We start from the raw sequence: 17,767 nt of genomic DNA, 5'->3' as shown, positions 1-17,767 counted from the left end.
TCTTTGGCATGATCAGCCCGAAAGCAGCCGGAAGCATCCGGAAGCAGACGCAAGCAGAGGACGCGGACAAGCGCGTTCTCAATGATCTCGGAGGTATCTGGGGTGAGTGACGAGTGATTCTCACAGTCACGCTGAACGCCGCCCTGGACATCACGTACCGGGTCCCCGCCCTCACGCCGCACGCCTCGCACCGCGTCACCGAGGTCACCGAACGCCCCGGCGGCAAGGGCCTGAACGTCGCCCGCGTCCTCGCGGCCATCGGCCACGACGTGACCGTGACCGGCTTCTCCGGCGGCGACACGGGCCGCACCCTGCACGAGCGCCTCAAGCACGAGCCCCGCGTCACGGACGCGCTGGTGCCCGTCGAAGGCGCCACCCGCCGCACGCTCGCCATCGTCGACGCGGCGAGCGGCGACACCACACAGCTGAACGAACCGGGCCCGACGGTCTCGCCCGCGGAGTGGTCCGCGTTCCGGGAGTCGTACGAGGAGTTGCTGCGCGAGGGCGCGGCCACGGTCGCGCTGTGCGGAAGCCTGCCGCCGGGGGTCCCGGTGAACGCCTACGCGGCCCTCGTACGGGCCGCGCGCGCCGCCAGGGTCCCCGTGCTCCTCGACACCAGCGGGGAGGCGCTGCGCCGCGGCCTCGCCGCCCGCCCCGACATCATCAAGCCGAACGCGGACGAACTGGCGGAGCTGACCGGCTCCCACGAGCCCGCCCAGGCGATCCGCGACGCCCGCCGCAGGGGCGCGCACGCGGTGGTGGCCTCCCTGGGCGCCAAGGGCCTGCGCGCCGTCACGCCGGAGGGCACCTGGCAGGCGGCCCCGCCCGGCATGGTGCGCGGCAACCCGACGGGCGCCGGTGACTCGGCGGTCGCGGGCCTGCTCTCCGGTCTGGTGGAGGAACTCGCGTGGCCCGAGCGCCTCGCACGAGCCGTGGCCCTGTCAGCGGCGACAGTGGCGGCCCCCGTGGCGGGCGAGTTCGTGCCCGCGACGTACGAAGACCTGCTCACGCGGGTCGCGGTGACCGGGGAGGTCACCGCGGCGTGACGTCACGCGTCACCGCGTGAGCGACGCACAACGGGCCCAGGCGGCCCGAGAATTGGGGATTCATCATGCCACTCGTATCCACCGGCGACCTGGTGGCCGACGCGCGCGCGGCGGGGCGCGGTGTCGCCGCGTTCAACGTGATCACGCTGGAGCACGCGGAGGCGATCGCCGCGGGCGCGGAGCAGGCGGGCTCCCCCGCGATCCTCCAGATCTCCGAGAACGCCGTGAAGTTCCACGGCGGCAACCTCTCCGCGATCGCCGCGGCGGCCGCGGCGGTGGCCAAGGGGTCCTCGGCCCCGCTCTCCCTGCACCTGGACCACGTCATGGACGTGGAACTCATGCGGGCCGCGCACCTCGAGGGCTTCAGCTCGGTGATGTTCGACGCGTCGAAGATGACGTACGACGAGAACGTCAAGGCGACCGCGGATGCGGTGCGTTGGGGCCACGAGCGCGGCATCTGGATCGAGGCCGAGCTCGGAAAGGTGGGCGGCAAGGAGGGCGAGGCCCCGCTGGACGCGCACGCGCCCGGGGTGCGGACGGATCCGGCGGAGGCGGCGGCGTACGTGGCCGACACGGGCGTGGACGCGCTCGCCGTGGCGGTCGGCTCCTCGCACGCGATGACGTCACGCACGGCGTCCCTGGACCACGAGTTGATCGCGTCCCTGACGAAGGCCGTCCCCGTACCGCTGGTGCTGCACGGCTCAAGTGGCGTGCCGGACGCGGAGATCCGGGCGGCGGTGGCATCCGGCATGGTGAAGATCAACGTGGGCACGGCGCTGAACACGGCGTTCACGGGTGCGGTGCGGGAGTACCTCGGCGCCCACGAGACGGGCGTCGACCCCCGGAAATACCTCGCCCCGGCTCGCGAGGCGATGGCCGGGACGGTGGCGGGGTTCCTGGGGTTGCTGAAGTAACCCCAGGACCAACCCCATTGTGGGCGTGGAGGGTTCAGCCGTTGCTGCCCTCCACGAGCCACATCTGGTCGATGTTCGCCCCGGTCGTCCCGCACATGTCGCTCTGCGCGCAGGTGAGCGTGACCGCGTTGGTGCCCTTGGTGAGCTGGACCACCGCCCAGGTGTTGGTCCAGCCCTTCTCCCAGTCCCCTTCGTCCGCGCCGGTGAAGTTCTTCATGTTCAGGGGACGGGTCTGCTTCTTGCCATTGACGAGGATGGTGGCGTTGGAGTCCTTGCCGGGGACTCCGTAGTTCACGCGAAGGCTGTACGCGCCGGCCTTGGGGATGCCGTTGACGGTCCACGTCACCTGGGCCCCGACCTTGTCGAACCCGGAGACGTAGACACCGCCCTCGGACTTCGCGCCCTTGATGTCCGACGCCGTCGCCGTGCCGCCGTCGAGCTTCAGTGCCTTCGCGTCCGTCTTCGGGAGGTCGGCCGCCGGGTCCTTCGGCTTGTTCGTCGGCTTCTCGCTGGGCTTGACCGTCTCGCCCTGCGTCGGCTGGCCGCCCGCGTCCTTGTCGTCGCCCTCGTCCTTGCCGCCGAACGTCATCGCGGCGGCGATCCCGATGGCGACGACCGCGACGACCGCGATCGCGGCGATCAGCAGGCCCTTGGTGTTGGGGCCGCCGCCGCGACCGCCGGAGCCGCGGGACGCCGGGGTGTACTGCGGTGCCGTGGGGGCTCCGCCGGGCTGCGTCTCCGGGGCGGCGTAGTGCGCGTTCGGCTGGCCGTAGGTCTGCGGCTGCTGCGGCACCTGCTGGCCGTACGTGGGCGCGGCCTGCGTGCCGTACGTGTTGGGCCGGCGGTCGCCCACCGCGCGCACGTGGTTGTACGAGGACCGGGGACCCGGGTACCCATAGCCGCCCCCGCCGCTGGGCGGAGTGGCGCCGGCAGCCTTGCCGTCTTCGTACAGATAGCCGAACACATCGTCGTCGCCCTCTGGCGCGTTCGGCGTCTGTTCGCCGTTGTTGCCGGGCGTCATTCCCAGGTCACTCCCTCATATCGCTGACCGGGGGAGCCTACCCGTTCCGAGTGAGCCCACGGGGTGTCGTCGGCCTCATCCAGCCCGCCTGTGCTGCTTGGCACGGGACCGTTTCTCCACGTACATCCGCTGGTCAGCGGAGTGCAACACCTCGTCTGCCGTCATCCCGCAATGTGCCCACCCGATCCCGAAACTGGCACCCACCCGGACCGCACGCCCGTCCACCCGGATCGGCGGGATGATCGAGTTCCGCAGCCGCACCGCGAGGTCCTGCGCGTCGGCGCGGCCGAGCCCGTCGGCGAGGACGACGAACTCGTCGCCGCCGAGCCTGGCGACCGTGTCCCCGTCGCGGACGCCGCTGGTGAGCCGCCTCGCCACCTCGATGAGGACCGCGTCACCCGTGGTGTGCCCGAAGCGGTCGTTGATCGACTTGAAGCCGTCGAGGTCGCAGAAGAGAACGGCGAGACCCTTGGTGCCGTCGTCCGTGTCCCCGGGCCCTTCCGGCGGCGCGACGGTGTGCACGTGGTGATCGAAGCCCTCGCCGCTCTGCTGCTGGCTGTGCGCGTTGTCCGAGCCGTAGTCGAAGCTGTGCCGCCCGTGGGCGTCGTACACGCCGTCGTACGCCGCGTCCAGCGAGTCCACCGCGCTCGGCTGACCCGCGTGCGGCCTGCGACAGAGACGGGCGCTGAGGCGCGAACGCAGCTCGGCGGAGTTCGGCAGGCCGGTGAGGGAGTCGTGCGACGCGCGGTGCGCGAGCTGGAGCTCGCGGCGCTTGCGGTCCTCTATGTCCTCGACGTGGGTGAGCAGGAAGCGCGGGCCGTCGGCGGCGTCCGCGACGACGGAGTTGCGCAGGGAGACCCAGACGTACGTCCCGTCGCGGCGCGCGAGGCGCAGCTCGGCCCTGCCGCCCTCGGCGGAGGTCCGCAGGAGCGTGCCGATGTCCTCGGGGTCGACCAGGTCGGAGAAGGAGTAGCGGCGCATCGCGGACGCGGGGCGGCCGAGCAGCCGGCACAGCGCGTCGTTCGTGCGCAGGATGCGGCCGTGCTGGTCGCCGCCCATCTCGGCGATGGCCATGCCCGAGGGCGCGTACTCGAAGGCCTGCCGGAAGGATTCCTCACTGGCCCGCAGCGCCTGCTGCTCGCGCTCGAGGCGGACCAGGGCGCGCTGCATGTTGGCGCGGAGGCGGGCGTTGCTGATCGCGATCGCGGCCTGGAAGGCGTACATCTGGAGGGCCTCGCGGCCCCAGGCGCCGGGCCTGCGGCCGTTGCGCGGCCGGTCCACGGAGATCACGCCGAGCAGCTCGCCCCCGGCGGCCCCCGTCGCGTACATCGGCGCGAAGAGCCGGTCCGCGGGGTGCCACTCGTCCTCGAAGCGGGGCGCGGGGCCGTCGGTGTACCACTGCGGTACGTCGTCCTCGTCGAGGACCCAGCCCTCGGTGTACGAGATGAACCTCAGGGCGCCCCAGGGCTCGCCCATGGCGAGGCGCTTCTCCCAGGCCTCACGCGAGCCGACCCGGCCGGTGATGAGCGCCTCGGCGGCGGTGTTGCCCGCGAAGGCGGCGACGACGAGATCGCCGTCAGGGCGCACGAGATTGACGCACGCCAGTTCATAGCCAAGGCCATTGACCACGCCGTCGGCGACGGTCTGCAGCGTGTCCGCCAGGCTCCGGGCCGTATTGAGATCCGCCACCACCTGATGCAGCTGCCGCAGGGTCGCAAGACGGACGTACGGCTCCGACTCGGTCTCCATTGCTCGCTCTCCCCGAGACCTCGACAGCAACTCCAGGATTCGCAGCGCCCTTAGTGTTCCCTCAGTACTGAGTTCTCACAGTGTGTCTGATTGCCACCGTCACTGAATCACAGCGAGCAGCTTGCCCGGTACACAGGGTCAACAAAATATGGGTCCTGTGACTCAAGTCACAGATGGGAAGCCTTCGTTGGTCCAGTCCACTCGGCCGAAGGGCGCCTTTTGAGAGTGTCCCGTGCCACACCATCGGTCATCGGTCCTAGGCCCGGTCTCGGCCCTCGGCCCGATGCGGGGACCGGGGCGGCGGGGCTAGCGTCGCTCCTGTGGTTCCCGTACTGAAGACATCCCTGACGTCCCCGGAGAACGCTCCCGAGACTCCCTCCGCCCTGCCCTCCCCACCTGCCCCGTCCCTCGACGGGCATCCTGTGGGGGTGAGCAATGAACAGTTCCGCGCCGCCATGTCCCGGCTCGCCGCGGGTGTGGTCCTGGTGACCGCCTGCGAGCCGTCCCTGGACGCGGACGACCCTCAGGCGCCGGTCGGCGAGGACGTCGGCATGACCGCGACGGCCTTCCTCTCCGTGTCCCTCGATCCGCCTCTCGTGCTGGTCAGCCTGCGTGAGGGCTCCCGGATGGACGACCTGCTCGCCGAGCAGCCGATGTGGGGCGTCTCGGTGCTGTCCGAGAACCAGAGCCACATCGCGGGCCGGTTCGCCATGAAGAACAGGATCAGTGACCGACTGCTCTTCGCGGACGTCCCCTACGTGCGGGGAGAGGCGTCCGGGGCGCCCCTGATCGGCGGCGCGCTCGCGACACTGGAGTGCCGGACGGAACAGACGGTGACTGCGGGTGACCACACCCTCGTCATCGGGCGAGTGCTTTCGGCTGAGCTGCCGAGCATGGACGGGGGCCCGCTGACGTACTTCAAGGGGAAGTACCGGCAGCTGGGCTGAGAGCCCGCACTCGGCTCTTTCCGCTGTTTCCCGCCGAGCGGTCTTCACTTACGCACATTTGCCGCGACGGCCGCCGGGGGTCAGCCCCAGCCCTCCCCCGAGCGCCCGCGCTTGGTCTGGCCGCGCTGCTTCTTCTCGCGCAGGCGCCGCTCGTTGATCCCCCGGGGGATCTTCGTGGCGCGGCGAGGGCGCGGCGGCGGTGCGGTCGCCTCGGCGAGCAGCGAGGCAAGGCGGGTCGCCGCCATCTCGCGGTTGCGCCACTGGGAACGGTGCTCGGAGGCCCGCACGCTGACGACACCGCCGACCAGCCTGCTCGCGAGCCGCTCCAGGGCGCGCTCCTTCCACACCGGAGGCAGCGCCTCGGTGTTGGCCAGGTCGAATCTCAGCTCCACCTGCGAATCACTGGTGTTGACGTGCTGACCGCCCGGCCCGGAGGACCTGGAGAAGCGCCACATGAGCTCGGCCTCGGGCAGGGAGACGGAGCCGCGGATGACATAGGGACCGGACATGAGTCCTATCGTCCCGCGTCTGTCCGGTCCACGTCACCCGTATTTACGGCGGGTCCCGCTTGCCCCACGTGCCCGTCGGACGCACTCCAGGCGCGCTCCCGGGGCGGGTAAAGAAAGTAAAAGGAACTGGAACCTCTGGGACCCCGGTCGACGTTCATAGGGGTGACGGTAGCTTCGTCCCCAGTACGAAGCCCGTTCGTACGCAACGAGGGAAGGGACTCCCAACAATGGCAGTAAGCCTGTCCAAGGGTGGCAACGTCTCGCTCACCAAGGAGGCTCCGGGCCTGACCGCCGTCACCGTGGGCCTCGGCTGGGACGTCCGCACCACCACTGGCACCGACTTCGACCTGGACGCCTCGGCCATCGCGGTGAACCCGGAGGGCAAGGTCTACTCGGACGGCCACTTCGTCTTCTTCAACAACAAGGCGACGCCGGACCAGACCATCGTGCACACCGGTGACAACGTCACGGGTGAGGGCGAGGGCGACGACGAGCAGATCAACGTCAACCTGGCGGGACTCCCGGCCGACGTCGACAAGATCGTCTTCCCGGTCTCGATCTACGACGCCGAGAACCGCTCGCAGAACTTCGGCCAGGTGCGGAACGCCTTCATCCGCATCCTCAACCAGGCCGGCGGCACGGAGATCGCCCGCTATGACCTGAGCGAGGACGCCGCCACCGAGACCGCCATGGTCTTCGGCGAGCTGTACCGCAGCGGCGCGGAGTGGAAGTTCCGCGCGGTGGGCCAGGGCTACGCGTCCGGCCTCGTCGGCATCGCGCAGGACTTCGGCGTCAACGTCTGAGGTTCGTAGTCCGGTCAGCAGTTCACGAGGGCCCCCGGCGGAATCCCCGCCGGGGGCCCTCGTGGCGTGTCGGGGTGATGTCGAGTGACGGCTCGTCGTTCATTCCTGCAACTCTGTTTTCATGCCCAAGCACATGCTGCAATTCTTCCCGGAGGTGAGCGATGGCGGAGGAACCCACGTTCGAGGAGCTGTTCCGGCTGGCGAAACGGTCTGCCGTGCACCTGGAGATGCGAGACGGCTATATGCAGTCCGACCCGGAGTACATCACCTGGAGGAAAGGTGCGCGGGACACATCTCGCTACCTGGACCGGGAGACGAGCACTTGGCTCGCACTCATCCGGGAAACCACAGGTCGGGGGGTCGCGGTGCGCCGGGCGAGGATCGTGTCCGAGCCCGTCACGGACTACATCCGCTTCGAGCACCACGTCACGGCCGGGAATGTCGAAGCAGGGGAGCAGGTCCGTTGGCTACCCCGACGCAGCGCCTCGGACCTGGCACTTCCGGGGAACGATTTCTGGCTGTTCGACAACAGCCTGGTCGTGTTCCTGCATTTCACCGGGGATGGAGAGTTGGCCCCCGAAGGCGATGAGGAACGTACGGCGGATCCGGAACTGATCCGGCTGTGCTCAACGGCTTTCGAAGCAGTGTGGAACCGCGCTGTTCCCCACAAGGAGTATCGACCTTCCTAGGGCCGGTGCGGCAGCGGTGATCCAGTGACCAGTTCCATCTCCTCAGCCGTGCAGAAGGCTCGTAGGACTCTGGGAACGAGACTTCGACTCGCGCCTTCAAGTGCCGCAAGACGCACGGCTGAACGAGCCGGGGGCTAATCTGCGCCGCATGATCCTCGAACCGCTCGCCCTCGCGGAGGACGGCGCGCTCCCCGGTGAGCTGCTCACCGAGCTCACCGCCCTCTACGCGTCGAACCACGTCTTCCACGCACTCTCCGGCGACTTCCCCGACCCCCACGACATCAGCCCCGAACAGGTCGCCGCCGCACTCGCGGACGATCTGGCCGAGCCGGGGGCAGAGGTGCTCGTCGCGCGGTCCGAGGGGCGGGCCGTCGGGATCGGCATCACACTGGACCGGCATCCCGACCCGGCCGACCCGGATCCGTGGATCGGCCTGCTCATGGTCGACTCGGGGCAGCAACGCAAGGGCTACGGACGGGAGTTCGCGACCCAGATCGAGGAGCGCTTCCGCCGGGAGGGGCGCGACGGGGTTCGTCTCGCCGTCCTCGACGGGAACGACACCGCGCTCGCCTTCTGGGGCGGGCTCGGGTACGAGGTCATCGACCACCGGCGCGACATCGACGCGGGCCGCCCCTGCGCGGTACTGCGCAAGCCGCTCACGTAACCCCACCGCCTTACGGGTGGTCCGGCTTTCCGTCCCCGTACAGCCACGGGCCCCAGATCGCGTGCACCTTCTTGCGGGCCGCCTCGCCGCCCGCGTGCTTCTCCACGTAACGCGTGAAGTCCTCGGTGTCGGCGTTGCGGTGGCGGTAGGTCTTCGTCCAGCCCTGCACGATGTCGTAGAAGGTGTCGTCGCCCACCGCCTGGCGGATCTTGTGGATGACCATGCCGCCCCGCTCGTACACCGGACTGTCCGAGATCTGACCGGCGGACGGCGGCTTCGCGGGCGGGAACTCCCAGATGGCCTCGTTGTCCTCCTTGTCCTCGTAGTAGTCGTCCGCGTAGATGGCGTCGAAGGTCTCCTGCACGCTGTCGCCGTCGTTGTCCTCCTCCCAGAGCCACTCGGCGTACGTCGCGAAGCCTTCGTTGAGCCACATGTCCCGCCAGGACTTGGGCGTCACGGAGTTCCCGAACCACTGGTGGGCCATCTCGTGGACCACGAGCTCGGTACTGGGGGCGCCGGGGTAGGTGGGGCGGGTCTGGGTCTCCAGGGCGTAGCCCGCGTCCTCCTCGTGGGCGACGATCGCGCCGGCCGACGAGAAGGGGTAGGGGCCGAAGTTCAGCTCCTGCCACTCCATGATCTCGGGGATGCGGTTCAGCGCCTTCGCGCTCGCCTTGGCCTCGGAGGGTTCCACCGCCGTGAGCACCGGGATGCCGGACTTCGTCGTCGACTTCTTCACCTCGAACGACCCGATCGCCACCGTCGCCAGATAGCTCGCCATCGGCTCCGCGCTGTGCCAGGCGAAGGTGGTCCGGCCGTTCTTGGTCGACTCGCGGGTCAGCTCGCCGTTGGAGATGGCCTTCAGGCCCTTGGGGACGGTGACGCGTATGTCGTACGAGGCCTTGTCCGAGGGGTGGTTGCTGGAGGGGAACCAGGCCATCGAACCCGTCGGCTCGCCGAGCGCCAGGGCGCCCTCCTCCGTCCGCAGCCAGCCCTCCTCGGAGTCGTCCGGGTCGGTGATGGTCTCCGGGCTGCCGGAGTAGCGGACGACCGTGCGGAACGTCTCGCCCTTGTCGAGGTCGTCCGCGGGCCGGATCGTCAGCTCCTGCCCGTCGCGGTGGAAGTTGGCGTCCTTCCCCTCGACGGTCACGCCCTTCACCTCCAGACCCTTGAGGTCGAGGTTGAAGGCGCTGAGGTCCTGGGTGGCGCGCGCCGTCACCTCGGCCGTGGCGGTGAGGTGGCGCGCGTCCGGGTCGTACCCGAGGGTCAGGTCGTAGTGCGCGACGTCGTAACCGCCGTTGCCCAGCTTCGGGAAGTACGGGTCACGCACGCCGTCGGCTCCGGGCGTGCCGAACACTCCGGAGCCGCTGCAGGCGGTGAGGACGAGGGCGGCGAGGGCGGCGGCGGAGGTGCCGCGGAGCGCCGTGGATCGTGGGTGCACGGCTGTGATCTTATGCGGCATATGTTCGGGGTGCGAGTGCCCCGTAAGGGGCGCGGGGAACTGCTCGTAAGGGGCGGGAGCTGCCTGTAAGGGGCGCGGGGAGCTGTGCGGCCAGTCCCCAGCCTCCACCCGGCCCGTGGATTCTCCGCCTCGCTCCCATCAGGGGCTCAGGGACTCACAGCACCGCGATGCCCAACGGCCTCTCCCCTGCCGGGAGGCGACGCGTGTCGCCGCTCTCCAGGTCGATGACAGTGATCCCGTTCCAGAATCCGTCGCGCGTGAAGCCGCCGGTGACGTACGCGGTGCCGCCGTCCTCGGAGACGGCGACGTCCTCGTGCGGTCCGTCCAGCGGGAAGACCTTCTCCTTGCCGTCCTTCGTCCGCATGGTCAGCGAGGGGCCCTTGTCCGACGAGTCGATGGGTCCCGTGCCGACCGCGAACAGCGTGCCGTCCTCGGTGATCTCCGCCCCGTGCTGGTGAGTGTCGGCCGTCATCGGCTCGATGTCCGACTCACCGGTGCGCGGATCGAGCACGACGAGCTTCTCGCCCTCGAAGGGGAGCAGGAGCCTGCCGTCCGAGGGGCGTACGGCGGCGTAGTGCGGCTTGAGCCAGGAGCCGAGGCCGCCTTCGGTTCCGTAGGGGGCGACTTCGATGCGGCGGGGTTCGAGCGAGTCGGCGCGTACGACCGTCACGTCGAAGGAGTCGTGGTTGGTCGCGTAGACCTCGCGGCCGTCCTTCGACACGTCCACGTCGAAGGGGCGGCGGCCCACGGGGACTGTGGCGGTGACCTCACGCTTCTTGGTGTCGATGACCTCCAAACTCCCCTTGCCGTCAGGGACATTGACGCCCACGTAGACGTGCTCGCCGTCGGGGGCGAGCGCGATGCCCATGCCGCCGCCGCGGTACTCGCCGGTCGTCGCGCCGGTCGTCGCGGGGCCGCTGTCCGTCTCGTACGGGATGCGGTCGACGCGTTCGCGGGTGTGGGTGTCGATGACGGTCACGGCGTCGGCGGTGGCGACCCAGGCGCGGCCCTCGTCGCCCACGGTCAGCCCGTAGGGGGCCGTGCCGACCTTCACGGATTCGATGGGGCCGCGCTCGGGGTCGACGAAGGTGACGGTGTCGGAGCCGAAGTCGGCCACCAAGAGGGTGCCTTCGGGGGTGCGCCGTTCGGCGGGGAGGGTGGCGGTGGGGGGCGCGGTGGGTGGCGCGGTCTCCTTCTCGGTCGCGCGGGAGGGTTCGGAGCCGGTGCCGCAGCCCGCGAGGACGGCGGCGCCCAGGAGCACCGTGCCGACGGAGAGCGCCGCGCGGGGCACCTTCACGAGGCGGCCCTCAGCAGCGCGGCGATCTCGGCGAAACCACGGCGCTCCGCGTGCTCCAGGGGCGTGACGCCGTCCCGGTCGGCGAGATCGGGCGTCGCGCCCGCGGCGAGCAGCAGCGCCACGATCTCCTGGTGCGCACCGCCGCCGTCGCCGAGGATCACGGCCTCCAACAGGGCGGTCCAGCCCAGGTCGTTCACGTGGTCGGCGTCGATGTCGGTGACGCGCAGGACTTCCCGTACGTACGTGACGTGGCCGCGCTCCGACGCCGGGATCACGCAGATGCCGCCGAACCGGTTGCGGAGCTTCAGGTCGGGCCCCGCGGGAAGCAGGACGTGCAGCATGGCGACGCTGCCCGTCACGCCGGTGACCAGCCAGGGGCTGTCGGCGCGATGGTCCTGCGCGTCGACGTCGGCACCGGCGGCCACGAGAATCTTGGCGGCCTCGACGTGGTCGCCGATGGCGGCGAGCAGGAGGGGCGTACGCAGTTCGGTGTCGCGGGCCTCGACGCGGGCTCCCGCGTCGAGGGCGGCTCGCACCCCGGCGGCGTTCCCGGCCCGTGCGGCGTCGAGCAGCCGCTGGTCCTCGGCGGTCCTTGTCATGAACGTTCTCCTCGTCGTCGTACGGACCGGGAACAGCCTCAGCATGATGAGCTCCGGTGGCTTCGGCAGCGGGGCGGTGTCAGCGGCCTCGGGGCCCAGAGCCTTCGGGGCCTCGGTGCCTCGGTGCCTCGGTGCCTCGGTGCCTCGGTGCCTTAGAGCCTTATCGGCCGAGCGCCGCGACGCCCGCCTTCGCGAACTTCTCGTCCAGGTCGCCGCTCGGGGCGCCCGCGACACCGATGCCCGCGATGGGCGCGCCCTTGGCCGTCACCGGCGCACCGCCCGCGAGGAACAGGGTGCCGGGGATGTCCTTCAGGTTCGGCGTCTTCTCCAAGTTCTTGGACAGCTCGGAGGTGGGCGCGTTCCAGGAGACGGCGGTGTACGCCTTCTTCTCGGCGGACTCGTACGACTGCGGCCCGGCGCCGTCGCCGCGCAGGGTGACGATCGTGTTGCCGTTGCGGTCGACCACGGCGACCGTGACGCGCTGGTTCTCCTTCTCGGCGGCGTCGAGGGTGGCCTTGGCGGCCTTGGTCGCGGCGTCGATGTTCAGGTGCGTCGACTGCGTGAGGTTCTTGTTGCCCGCGTCGGCGGAGACGGCGGCCTTGGTGGCGGCGTCCGGGGTACCGGCGGTGGCGGAGACGGCACCGAAGGTTCCGGCGCCCAGGACCGCGGCGGTGGCGGCGACGGTGAGGACGCGGGTGCGGCGGGAGGTCTTCTTCATGGGGGCTCCTCGGAGTAAAGGTGAAGGTGAAGGGGGCGGTGGAGGGGGCGGTGAAGGCGGGGACCCGGGGAATCGAGCGGGTCGAGGGGGATCGAGGGGATCGAGGGGATCGAGCGGATCGGGGGAGGTTGTTTCCTCTGCCTCAATCCTCCGGCCGCACCCGGGGCCCACCCCTCGACGTACCGGCTGGGAGCGGCGCGCGACTCGGCCGACACCAGGGTCAACCGATCGGTTGACCCGCTCGTGGCCCCACCGGGTCACAATGAGGGTGTTTGCCCAGTTCAGCGCCCGCGTGACGGCGACGGAACGGGCGCGCGACGGCGACACGAGACGGCAGTACGAGACGGCAGTACGAGAGGGAGGCGCCCCCGTGACGGGACCGAGAGTGGGACAGCGCACGCCGGGCACAGCCCCCCGCACACCGAGTGCCGGTCCCGCCCCCCGCACACCGAGTGCCGACCTCGCCCCCCGCACGCCGGACCCGGACGCCCGCTGGCTCGCGGCCGTCATGCACGCGACGTTCTACCTGCTCCTGGCCACCTCACTGGCCCGCTTCCTGCTGCGCCACCCCACCGGCGGTGCGCGCGTCCCGTGGATCATCGCGCTCTCCGTCGTCCTGGCCTTCCTCTACGCCCTGCCGCCCCTCACCGCGGCCCTGCGGGGGAAGCGCTCCGCGCCCTTCGTGTCAGGACCGGCGCCCGGCACCCGCCCCACACCCCTCCGGCTCACCTGGCTCGCCCTGGTCGTCGCGGTCTGGCTGGTGCTTGTGATCCTCGCGCCGAGCTTCGCGTGGTGCGCGGTGCCGCTCTTCTTCACCGGTCTGCGGACGCTGCCGCCGCGCGCGGCCTTCGCCCTGGTGGCCGTCCTGACCGGCTGCGTGATCGCGTCACAACTGCGGCTCGCGGGCCGCTACGACCCGGACCTGGTCCTCGGGCCGCCCGCCGTGTCGGCGATCGCGACGGCGGTCTTCGTCCACATGCAGCGCCAGGCGGCCCGCCAGCGCGAGCTGATCGACGACCTCATCCGCACCCGCCGCGAACTGGCCGCCACCGAGCGCCGCGAAGGCACCCTCGCCGAGCGCCAGCGCCTGTCCATGGAGATCCACGACACCCTCGCGCAGGGCCTGTCCAGCCAGCAGATGCTGCTCCAGGCCGCCGACCGCGTCTGGGACTCGGACCCGGACAAGGCCCGCGCCCACGTCCGTACGGCCGAGTCGATCACCGAAGTCGGCCTCACCGAGGCCCGCCGCTTCGTGCACGACCTGGCGCCCGCCGACCTCGCCGACGGCGGCGGCCTCGACGAGGCGCTGCGGACACTGGCCGCGCGCACCGCGCAGGACACGGGCCTCACGGTCCGCTTCCACTCCGAGGGCACACCCGCCCCGCTCCCCGACCGGACGCAGTCCGCGCTCCTGCGCATCGCACAGGGCGCCCTGGCCAACGTGACGGAACACGCCGACGCGACCACGGCGGCGCTGACGCTCACGCACCTGGACGACCAGGTCGTACTCGACATCGCGGACGACGGCCGCGGCTTCACCCCCACCGACGGGCCCCCCACCGACGAGCCGCCCACCGACGAGCCACCCTCCCGCGAGCGGCGGGGCCACGGGCGGCGGGGCCACGGGCTGCCCGCGATCCGCGCCAGGGCGGGGCAGCTCGGCGGCACGCTGACGATCGAGTCGGCACCGGGCGAGGGCACGGTGCTCTCGGTCTCGATCCCCCTGACCCCGCAGGAGACCCCATGACGCCCCCTACGCCCGCCACACCGGCCACGCCCCCCACACCCGCCACGCCCCCGGTCCGCCTGCTGGTCTGCGACGACCACATCGTCGTACGCGCCGGACTGCTCGCCCTGCTCGGCAGCGCACCGGACATCGAGGTGGTCGGCGAGGCGGGTACCGGCGAGGAGGCGATCGCGCTCGCCGCCAAGCTGGCCCCCGACGTGGTCCTGATGGACCTGCAACTGGGCGAGGGAATGGACGGCGTGGAGGCGACACGCCACATCACGTCCACCGGCACCCACGCCGATCCCCCCTCCCCCACACCCACCGCCTCCTCCCCCTCCCCCACACCCACACCCCACGTCCTGGTCCTGACGACGTACGACACGGACGCCGACATCACCCGCGCCATCGAGGCGGGCGCGACGGGCTACCTCCTGAAGGCCGAACGCCCCGAGGAGCTCTTCGCCGCGATCCACGCCGCCGCGCAGGGCCGCACCACGCTCTCCCCGCCGGTCGCGTCGCGCGTGATGGCCCGCATGCGCAAGCCGCTGCCCACCCTCACCGACCGCGAGCTCGACATCCTCGCCCAGCTCTCCCAAGGCCTCGGCAACCGCGACATCGCCCGCGCCCTGTTCATCAGCGAGGCCACGGTCAAGACGCACCTGGGCCGGATCTACGACAAGCTCGGCGTCGACACGCGTGCGGGCGCGGTGGCGGTGGCGAAGGAGCAGCGACTGCTGCCCTGACGTGCGGTCTGCCCTGACGTGCGGTGTCGTCACACGCCCTGCGGAGCCGTGACACCATCGTCCACGTGCTCGACATCGGCTACGCCCTCTCCCGCCGCTTTCCCGACCCCCCGCAGTTCGACTACCGCGGCGCGGACGTCCACGCGCTGCGGCACGACCTGTTCTGCGGGGACGTGTACCTCGCGGACACGAAGGCGGACCGGGAACTGTCCACAGCCTGGGGATGGGTTCCCGTGCTCGACTTCGCGTGGGCGCTGTGCGACATCGTCGAGCTCGTGGACCAGGACCCCCGGGGGAGCCGGGCGTCCCGCCCGCAGCACGCCGAGCTCGACTTCACGGAGTCGACGGACCGCATGCTGTTCACCCGTCGCTTCGGGTGGGTGGACATCGAGGCGGACTGGATGCGGGTGGAGGAGCCCGCGCTGACGTTCTCCCACTCCGAACTCCGGCGCGAGGCGCGGGACTTCCTCCAGGACCTCCTTGCGGACCTCATCGACCTCCACGAGTCCCTGGCGGACAACCCCGCGATCTGGTCCCTCCAGTCCCGGTTCCCCCGAGTCCCGGCGTAGACGGACAAGAGCGCCCGCGGCGGGCGGGGCGACAGGCGGGGCGGGCGGGGTGGACCGAGACGCCCCCTGAGCCGGAAAGCTAGTCCACCCGGACTCCCACCTGCGCGGCGAACGCCGGTGCCAGATCCATCAGCTGCGCCGCGCTGATCACCGCCCCCGCCAAGCAGTCGATCCCCCGCAGGATGTCCACCTCGGCCGCGCCCCGCAGGTCTACGTCCCTCATGCGGGCCCCGCTGAAGTCCGCCCCCTTCAGCACACACCCCACGAACTCCACCCGCTCCAGCTCCGCCTGCCCGAAGTCCGGCTCGACCAGCACGCATTCCTCGAAGACGACGTCCTTCAGCCGCGCCTTCCGCAGGTTCAGATAGTCGATCTTCCCGCCCCGCACGACGACCCGCTCCAGCACACTCCCGTGCAGCTGAACGCCCCCCAGCCGCGCGTCCACCACCTCCACGTCCCGCAGCGACGCCTCCGCAAGCTCCGTGCCGACCCCCCGCAGCTCCGTCAGCACGGAGTCCACGAACCGCGCCCTGCTGAGCCGCGCCTCCGTCACCCCGCAGCCCGTCACCGCACAGTCCAGGAACAGCGCTCCCCCGCCGTCCTGCCCCGCGAGATCGAGGCCCCGGAACTCGACCCCGTCGTAATCCCCGTCGGGCTCCAGCTCACCCCCGCCGAGCCCCAGCTCCCCGAACGCCCGCAGCTGCGGCAACCGCACCTCGGGCCGCCGGGCCTTCTTCACTCCCGCCGCATCTCTCTGCCGCTCCCTCTGTCCCATGCACCCATCGTGCACCCACCCACTGACAACGCCACCGCCCCCCGATGTCACATCCCGGGCACCCCCATCCGTCGTACCGAGAGAAAGCAGCCACCCGCACCCGACCAAGACCAGAACCACGCCCACGCCCACGCCCACGCCAGGAGCCCACCCCATGTCCAGCTCCCCCACCCAGCTCACCGTCATCGGCGGCGGCTTCGCCGGTCTCACCGCTGCCATCACCGCCGCGGAATCCGGCGCCCGGGTGACAGTCCACGAGGCCCACCACACCCTCGGCGGCCGAGCCCGCACCGCCGAAGGCACATACCGCACGAACGAAGGCCCCCACGCCCTCTACAACGGCGGCCCCCACTGGATCTGGCTCAAGCAGCGCGACCTGATCGGCCCCCTCGCCCCCGTCCCGCCCCTCGAAGGCACCCGCCTGCGCCTCCACCACCAGGGACGGTTCCGCCGTACCCCACCCCTCGCGATGCTGAAGCTCCTGCGCCGCAAGCCCGAAGAGGCGCCCGTGGACGCTGACTTCACGACCTGGGCGACCGGTGAGGTGGGCGAGGAAGGAGCGCGCGCCGCCGCGCACTACATCGCCGTGGCGACGTTCCACCACGACCCCGGCTCCCTCTCCGCCAGGTTCGTGCAGGAGCGCCTGCGCCGCGCCACGAAGCTGCCCCCGGAGGCGCACTACCCGCGCGGCGGCTGGGGCTCGGTCATCGACCGGATGGCGTCGCTCGCCTGGAACCTGGGCGTACGCGTGGAAACGCTGTCCCGCGTCGACAGCATCGCCTCGCTCTCCGCCCAGAACCCTGTGGTCGTGGCCACCTCACTCCCCGCGGCCCGCGGCCTCCTCCAGGACGAGACCCTGCACTGGGACAGCGCCCGCACCGCCCTCGTCGACGTGGCCCTCACCTCCCGCAAGGGCGACCCCTTCGCGATCTCCGACCTGGACAGGACCGGCTGGATCGAACGGTTCACCACCCAGGACCGCACCCTCGCCCCCGCCGGACAGGACCTCGTCCAGGGTCAGATCCCGCTCTCCCCACAGGAGTCCAAGGCGGACGGAGCGGCCCGCGCCGACCACCTGCTCGACCTCGGCTTCCCCGGCTGGCGCGACCGCCTTCTCTGGCGCCGCGACTCCGTGTCCAACGGCCGCACCGGCGCGGTGGACCTGCCCGGCACCACCTGGCGCGACCGCCCGGCGATCGACCGCGGCGACGGCGTCTACCTCGCAGGCGACCAGGTGGCGGCCCCCGGCCTGCTCTCCGAGGTCTCCTTCAACAGCGCCCTGGAGGCGGTGACGCTCGCACTGGCCCCCACAAGGCTTGACCTCAAGTCGGCTTGAAGCACGAGGGTGATGACCGCACCCCCGGAAGGCCGCCCGACGCCCCCTGATGGTCGGGATCCCCTGATGGTCGGGGCGAACCCACCGCCCACCGGTGCTGCGGTCGCGGTCGCGGTCGCGGGGGGGGGGGGGGGGGGGGGGGGGGGGGGGAGGGGTAGCTGAACCGAGAAAAAAAAGATGGACAGCCTCCTTCGCCCTAC

General features: G+C 71.0%; 18 protein-coding genes. 10 read left to right on the top strand and 8 right to left on the bottom strand.

The window, feature by feature from the left end; translation table 11 throughout:
• The first annotated feature begins 113 nt into the window (after positions 1 to 113).
• Positions 114 to 1,046: a 1-phosphofructokinase family hexose kinase gene (locus tag ACZ5CR_RS28820; RefSeq protein WP_468862575.1), complete on the top strand. Its 933-nt coding sequence runs from the start codon at positions 114 to 116 to the stop codon at positions 1,044 to 1,046.
• 65 nt (positions 1,047 to 1,111) lie between these two features.
• Entirely contained in the window at positions 1,112 to 1,960 is an 849-nt protein-coding gene (locus ACZ5CR_RS28815) for a class II fructose-bisphosphate aldolase (RefSeq protein WP_468862573.1), read from the top strand.
• A gap of 34 nt (positions 1,961 to 1,994) precedes the next feature.
• Here the strand turns inward: ACZ5CR_RS28815 and ACZ5CR_RS28810 are convergent, their stop codons facing one another.
• Together ACZ5CR_RS28810 and cdgB are read right to left on the bottom strand one after the other, a co-directional pair.
• A complete protein-coding gene (locus tag ACZ5CR_RS28810) occupies positions 1,995 to 2,981 on the bottom strand; it encodes a carbohydrate-binding protein (protein ID WP_468862571.1) in 987 nt (328 codons plus the stop codon).
• Between the two features lie 75 nt (positions 2,982 to 3,056).
• A complete protein-coding gene (cdgB, locus tag ACZ5CR_RS28805; RefSeq protein WP_468862569.1) occupies positions 3,057 to 4,730 on the bottom strand; it encodes a diguanylate cyclase CdgB in 1,674 nt (557 codons plus the stop codon).
• Positions 4,731 to 5,185: 455 nt separating this feature from the next.
• Here cdgB and ACZ5CR_RS28800 point away from each other — a divergent pair, with 455 nt between their 5' ends.
• Positions 5,186 to 5,677 carry a flavin reductase family protein gene (locus ACZ5CR_RS28800; RefSeq protein WP_468862874.1) on the top strand — a complete coding sequence of 164 codons (492 nt, stop codon included), beginning with the start codon at positions 5,186 to 5,188 and terminating at the stop codon, positions 5,675 to 5,677.
• 80 nt (positions 5,678 to 5,757) lie between these two features.
• On the opposite strand, the gene arfB is transcribed toward ACZ5CR_RS28800, so the two are convergent.
• Entirely contained in the window at positions 5,758 to 6,186 is a 429-nt protein-coding gene (gene arfB, locus ACZ5CR_RS28795) for an alternative ribosome rescue aminoacyl-tRNA hydrolase ArfB (protein ID WP_389905234.1), read from the bottom strand.
• 227 nt (positions 6,187 to 6,413) lie between these two features.
• Here arfB and ACZ5CR_RS28790 point away from each other — a divergent pair, with 227 nt between their 5' ends.
• The 3 genes from ACZ5CR_RS28790 (at position 6,414) to ACZ5CR_RS28780 (ending at position 8,342) form a co-directional block, all read left to right on the top strand.
• Positions 6,414 to 6,989: a TerD family protein gene (locus tag ACZ5CR_RS28790; RefSeq protein ID WP_468862567.1), complete on the top strand. Its 576-nt coding sequence runs from the start codon at positions 6,414 to 6,416 to the stop codon at positions 6,987 to 6,989.
• 161 nt (positions 6,990 to 7,150) lie between these two features.
• Positions 7,151 to 7,678 carry a DUF6879 family protein gene (locus ACZ5CR_RS28785; protein ID WP_468862565.1) on the top strand — a complete coding sequence of 176 codons (528 nt, stop codon included), beginning with the start codon at positions 7,151 to 7,153 and terminating at the stop codon, positions 7,676 to 7,678.
• Positions 7,679 to 7,826: 148 nt separating this feature from the next.
• Positions 7,827 to 8,342, top strand: a complete 516-nt coding sequence (locus ACZ5CR_RS28780; RefSeq protein ID WP_468862563.1) for a GNAT family N-acetyltransferase — start codon at positions 7,827 to 7,829, stop codon at positions 8,340 to 8,342.
• A gap of 10 nt (positions 8,343 to 8,352) precedes the next feature.
• Here the strand turns inward: ACZ5CR_RS28780 and ACZ5CR_RS28775 are convergent, their stop codons facing one another.
• The 4 genes from ACZ5CR_RS28775 to ACZ5CR_RS28760 all read right to left on the bottom strand — a co-directional run bounded on the left by ACZ5CR_RS28775 (position 8,353) and on the right by ACZ5CR_RS28760 (position 12,415).
• Positions 8,353 to 9,801, bottom strand: coding sequence for a M1 family metallopeptidase (locus tag ACZ5CR_RS28775; protein ID WP_468862560.1), 1,449 nt, complete (start codon positions 9,799 to 9,801; stop codon positions 8,353 to 8,355).
• A 154-nt stretch (positions 9,802 to 9,955) separates the two neighbouring features.
• Positions 9,956 to 11,098 carry a hypothetical protein gene (locus ACZ5CR_RS28770; protein ID WP_468862558.1) on the bottom strand — a complete coding sequence of 381 codons (1,143 nt, stop codon included), beginning with the start codon at positions 11,096 to 11,098 and terminating at the stop codon, positions 9,956 to 9,958.
• Entirely contained in the window at positions 11,095 to 11,697 is a 603-nt protein-coding gene (locus tag ACZ5CR_RS28765; RefSeq protein ID WP_468862556.1) for an ankyrin repeat domain-containing protein, read from the bottom strand. Before ACZ5CR_RS28765 ends, ACZ5CR_RS28770 begins: the two co-directional genes overlap by 4 nt.
• Before the next feature lie 160 nt (positions 11,698 to 11,857).
• Entirely contained in the window at positions 11,858 to 12,415 is a 558-nt protein-coding gene (locus tag ACZ5CR_RS28760; RefSeq protein ID WP_468862554.1) for a GlcG/HbpS family heme-binding protein, read from the bottom strand.
• Between the two features lie 508 nt (positions 12,416 to 12,923).
• Between ACZ5CR_RS28760 and ACZ5CR_RS28755 the strand changes: the two genes are divergently transcribed.
• The 3 genes from ACZ5CR_RS28755 to ACZ5CR_RS28745 all read left to right on the top strand — a co-directional run bounded on the left by ACZ5CR_RS28755 (position 12,924) and on the right by ACZ5CR_RS28745 (position 15,456).
• Positions 12,924 to 14,162, top strand: a complete 1,239-nt coding sequence (locus ACZ5CR_RS28755) for a sensor histidine kinase (RefSeq protein WP_468862871.1) — start codon at positions 12,924 to 12,926, stop codon at positions 14,160 to 14,162.
• A complete protein-coding gene (locus ACZ5CR_RS28750) occupies positions 14,159 to 14,887 on the top strand; it encodes a response regulator (protein ID WP_468862552.1) in 729 nt (242 codons plus the stop codon). Before ACZ5CR_RS28755 ends, ACZ5CR_RS28750 begins: the two co-directional genes overlap by 4 nt.
• Before the next feature lie 65 nt (positions 14,888 to 14,952).
• On the top strand, positions 14,953 to 15,456 hold the full coding sequence (locus tag ACZ5CR_RS28745) for a hypothetical protein (protein ID WP_468862868.1): 504 nt from the start codon (positions 14,953 to 14,955) through the stop codon (positions 15,454 to 15,456).
• Positions 15,457 to 15,535: 79 nt separating this feature from the next.
• Here the strand turns inward: ACZ5CR_RS28745 and ACZ5CR_RS28740 are convergent, their stop codons facing one another.
• On the bottom strand, positions 15,536 to 16,231 hold the full coding sequence (locus ACZ5CR_RS28740) for a pentapeptide repeat-containing protein (RefSeq protein ID WP_468862550.1): 696 nt from the start codon (positions 16,229 to 16,231) through the stop codon (positions 15,536 to 15,538).
• Between the two features lie 154 nt (positions 16,232 to 16,385).
• Between ACZ5CR_RS28740 and ACZ5CR_RS28735 the strand changes: the two genes are divergently transcribed.
• Positions 16,386 to 17,567 carry an FAD-dependent oxidoreductase gene (locus ACZ5CR_RS28735; protein ID WP_468862548.1) on the top strand — a complete coding sequence of 394 codons (1,182 nt, stop codon included), beginning with the start codon at positions 16,386 to 16,388 and terminating at the stop codon, positions 17,565 to 17,567.
• Positions 17,568 to 17,767: the final 200 nt, after the last annotated feature.

The organism is Streptomyces sp. NPDC031274, from assembly GCF_055570235.1.
The sequence above is the reverse complement of the archived record's forward strand: the minus strand, read 5'-3'. Positions and strand labels throughout refer to the sequence as shown.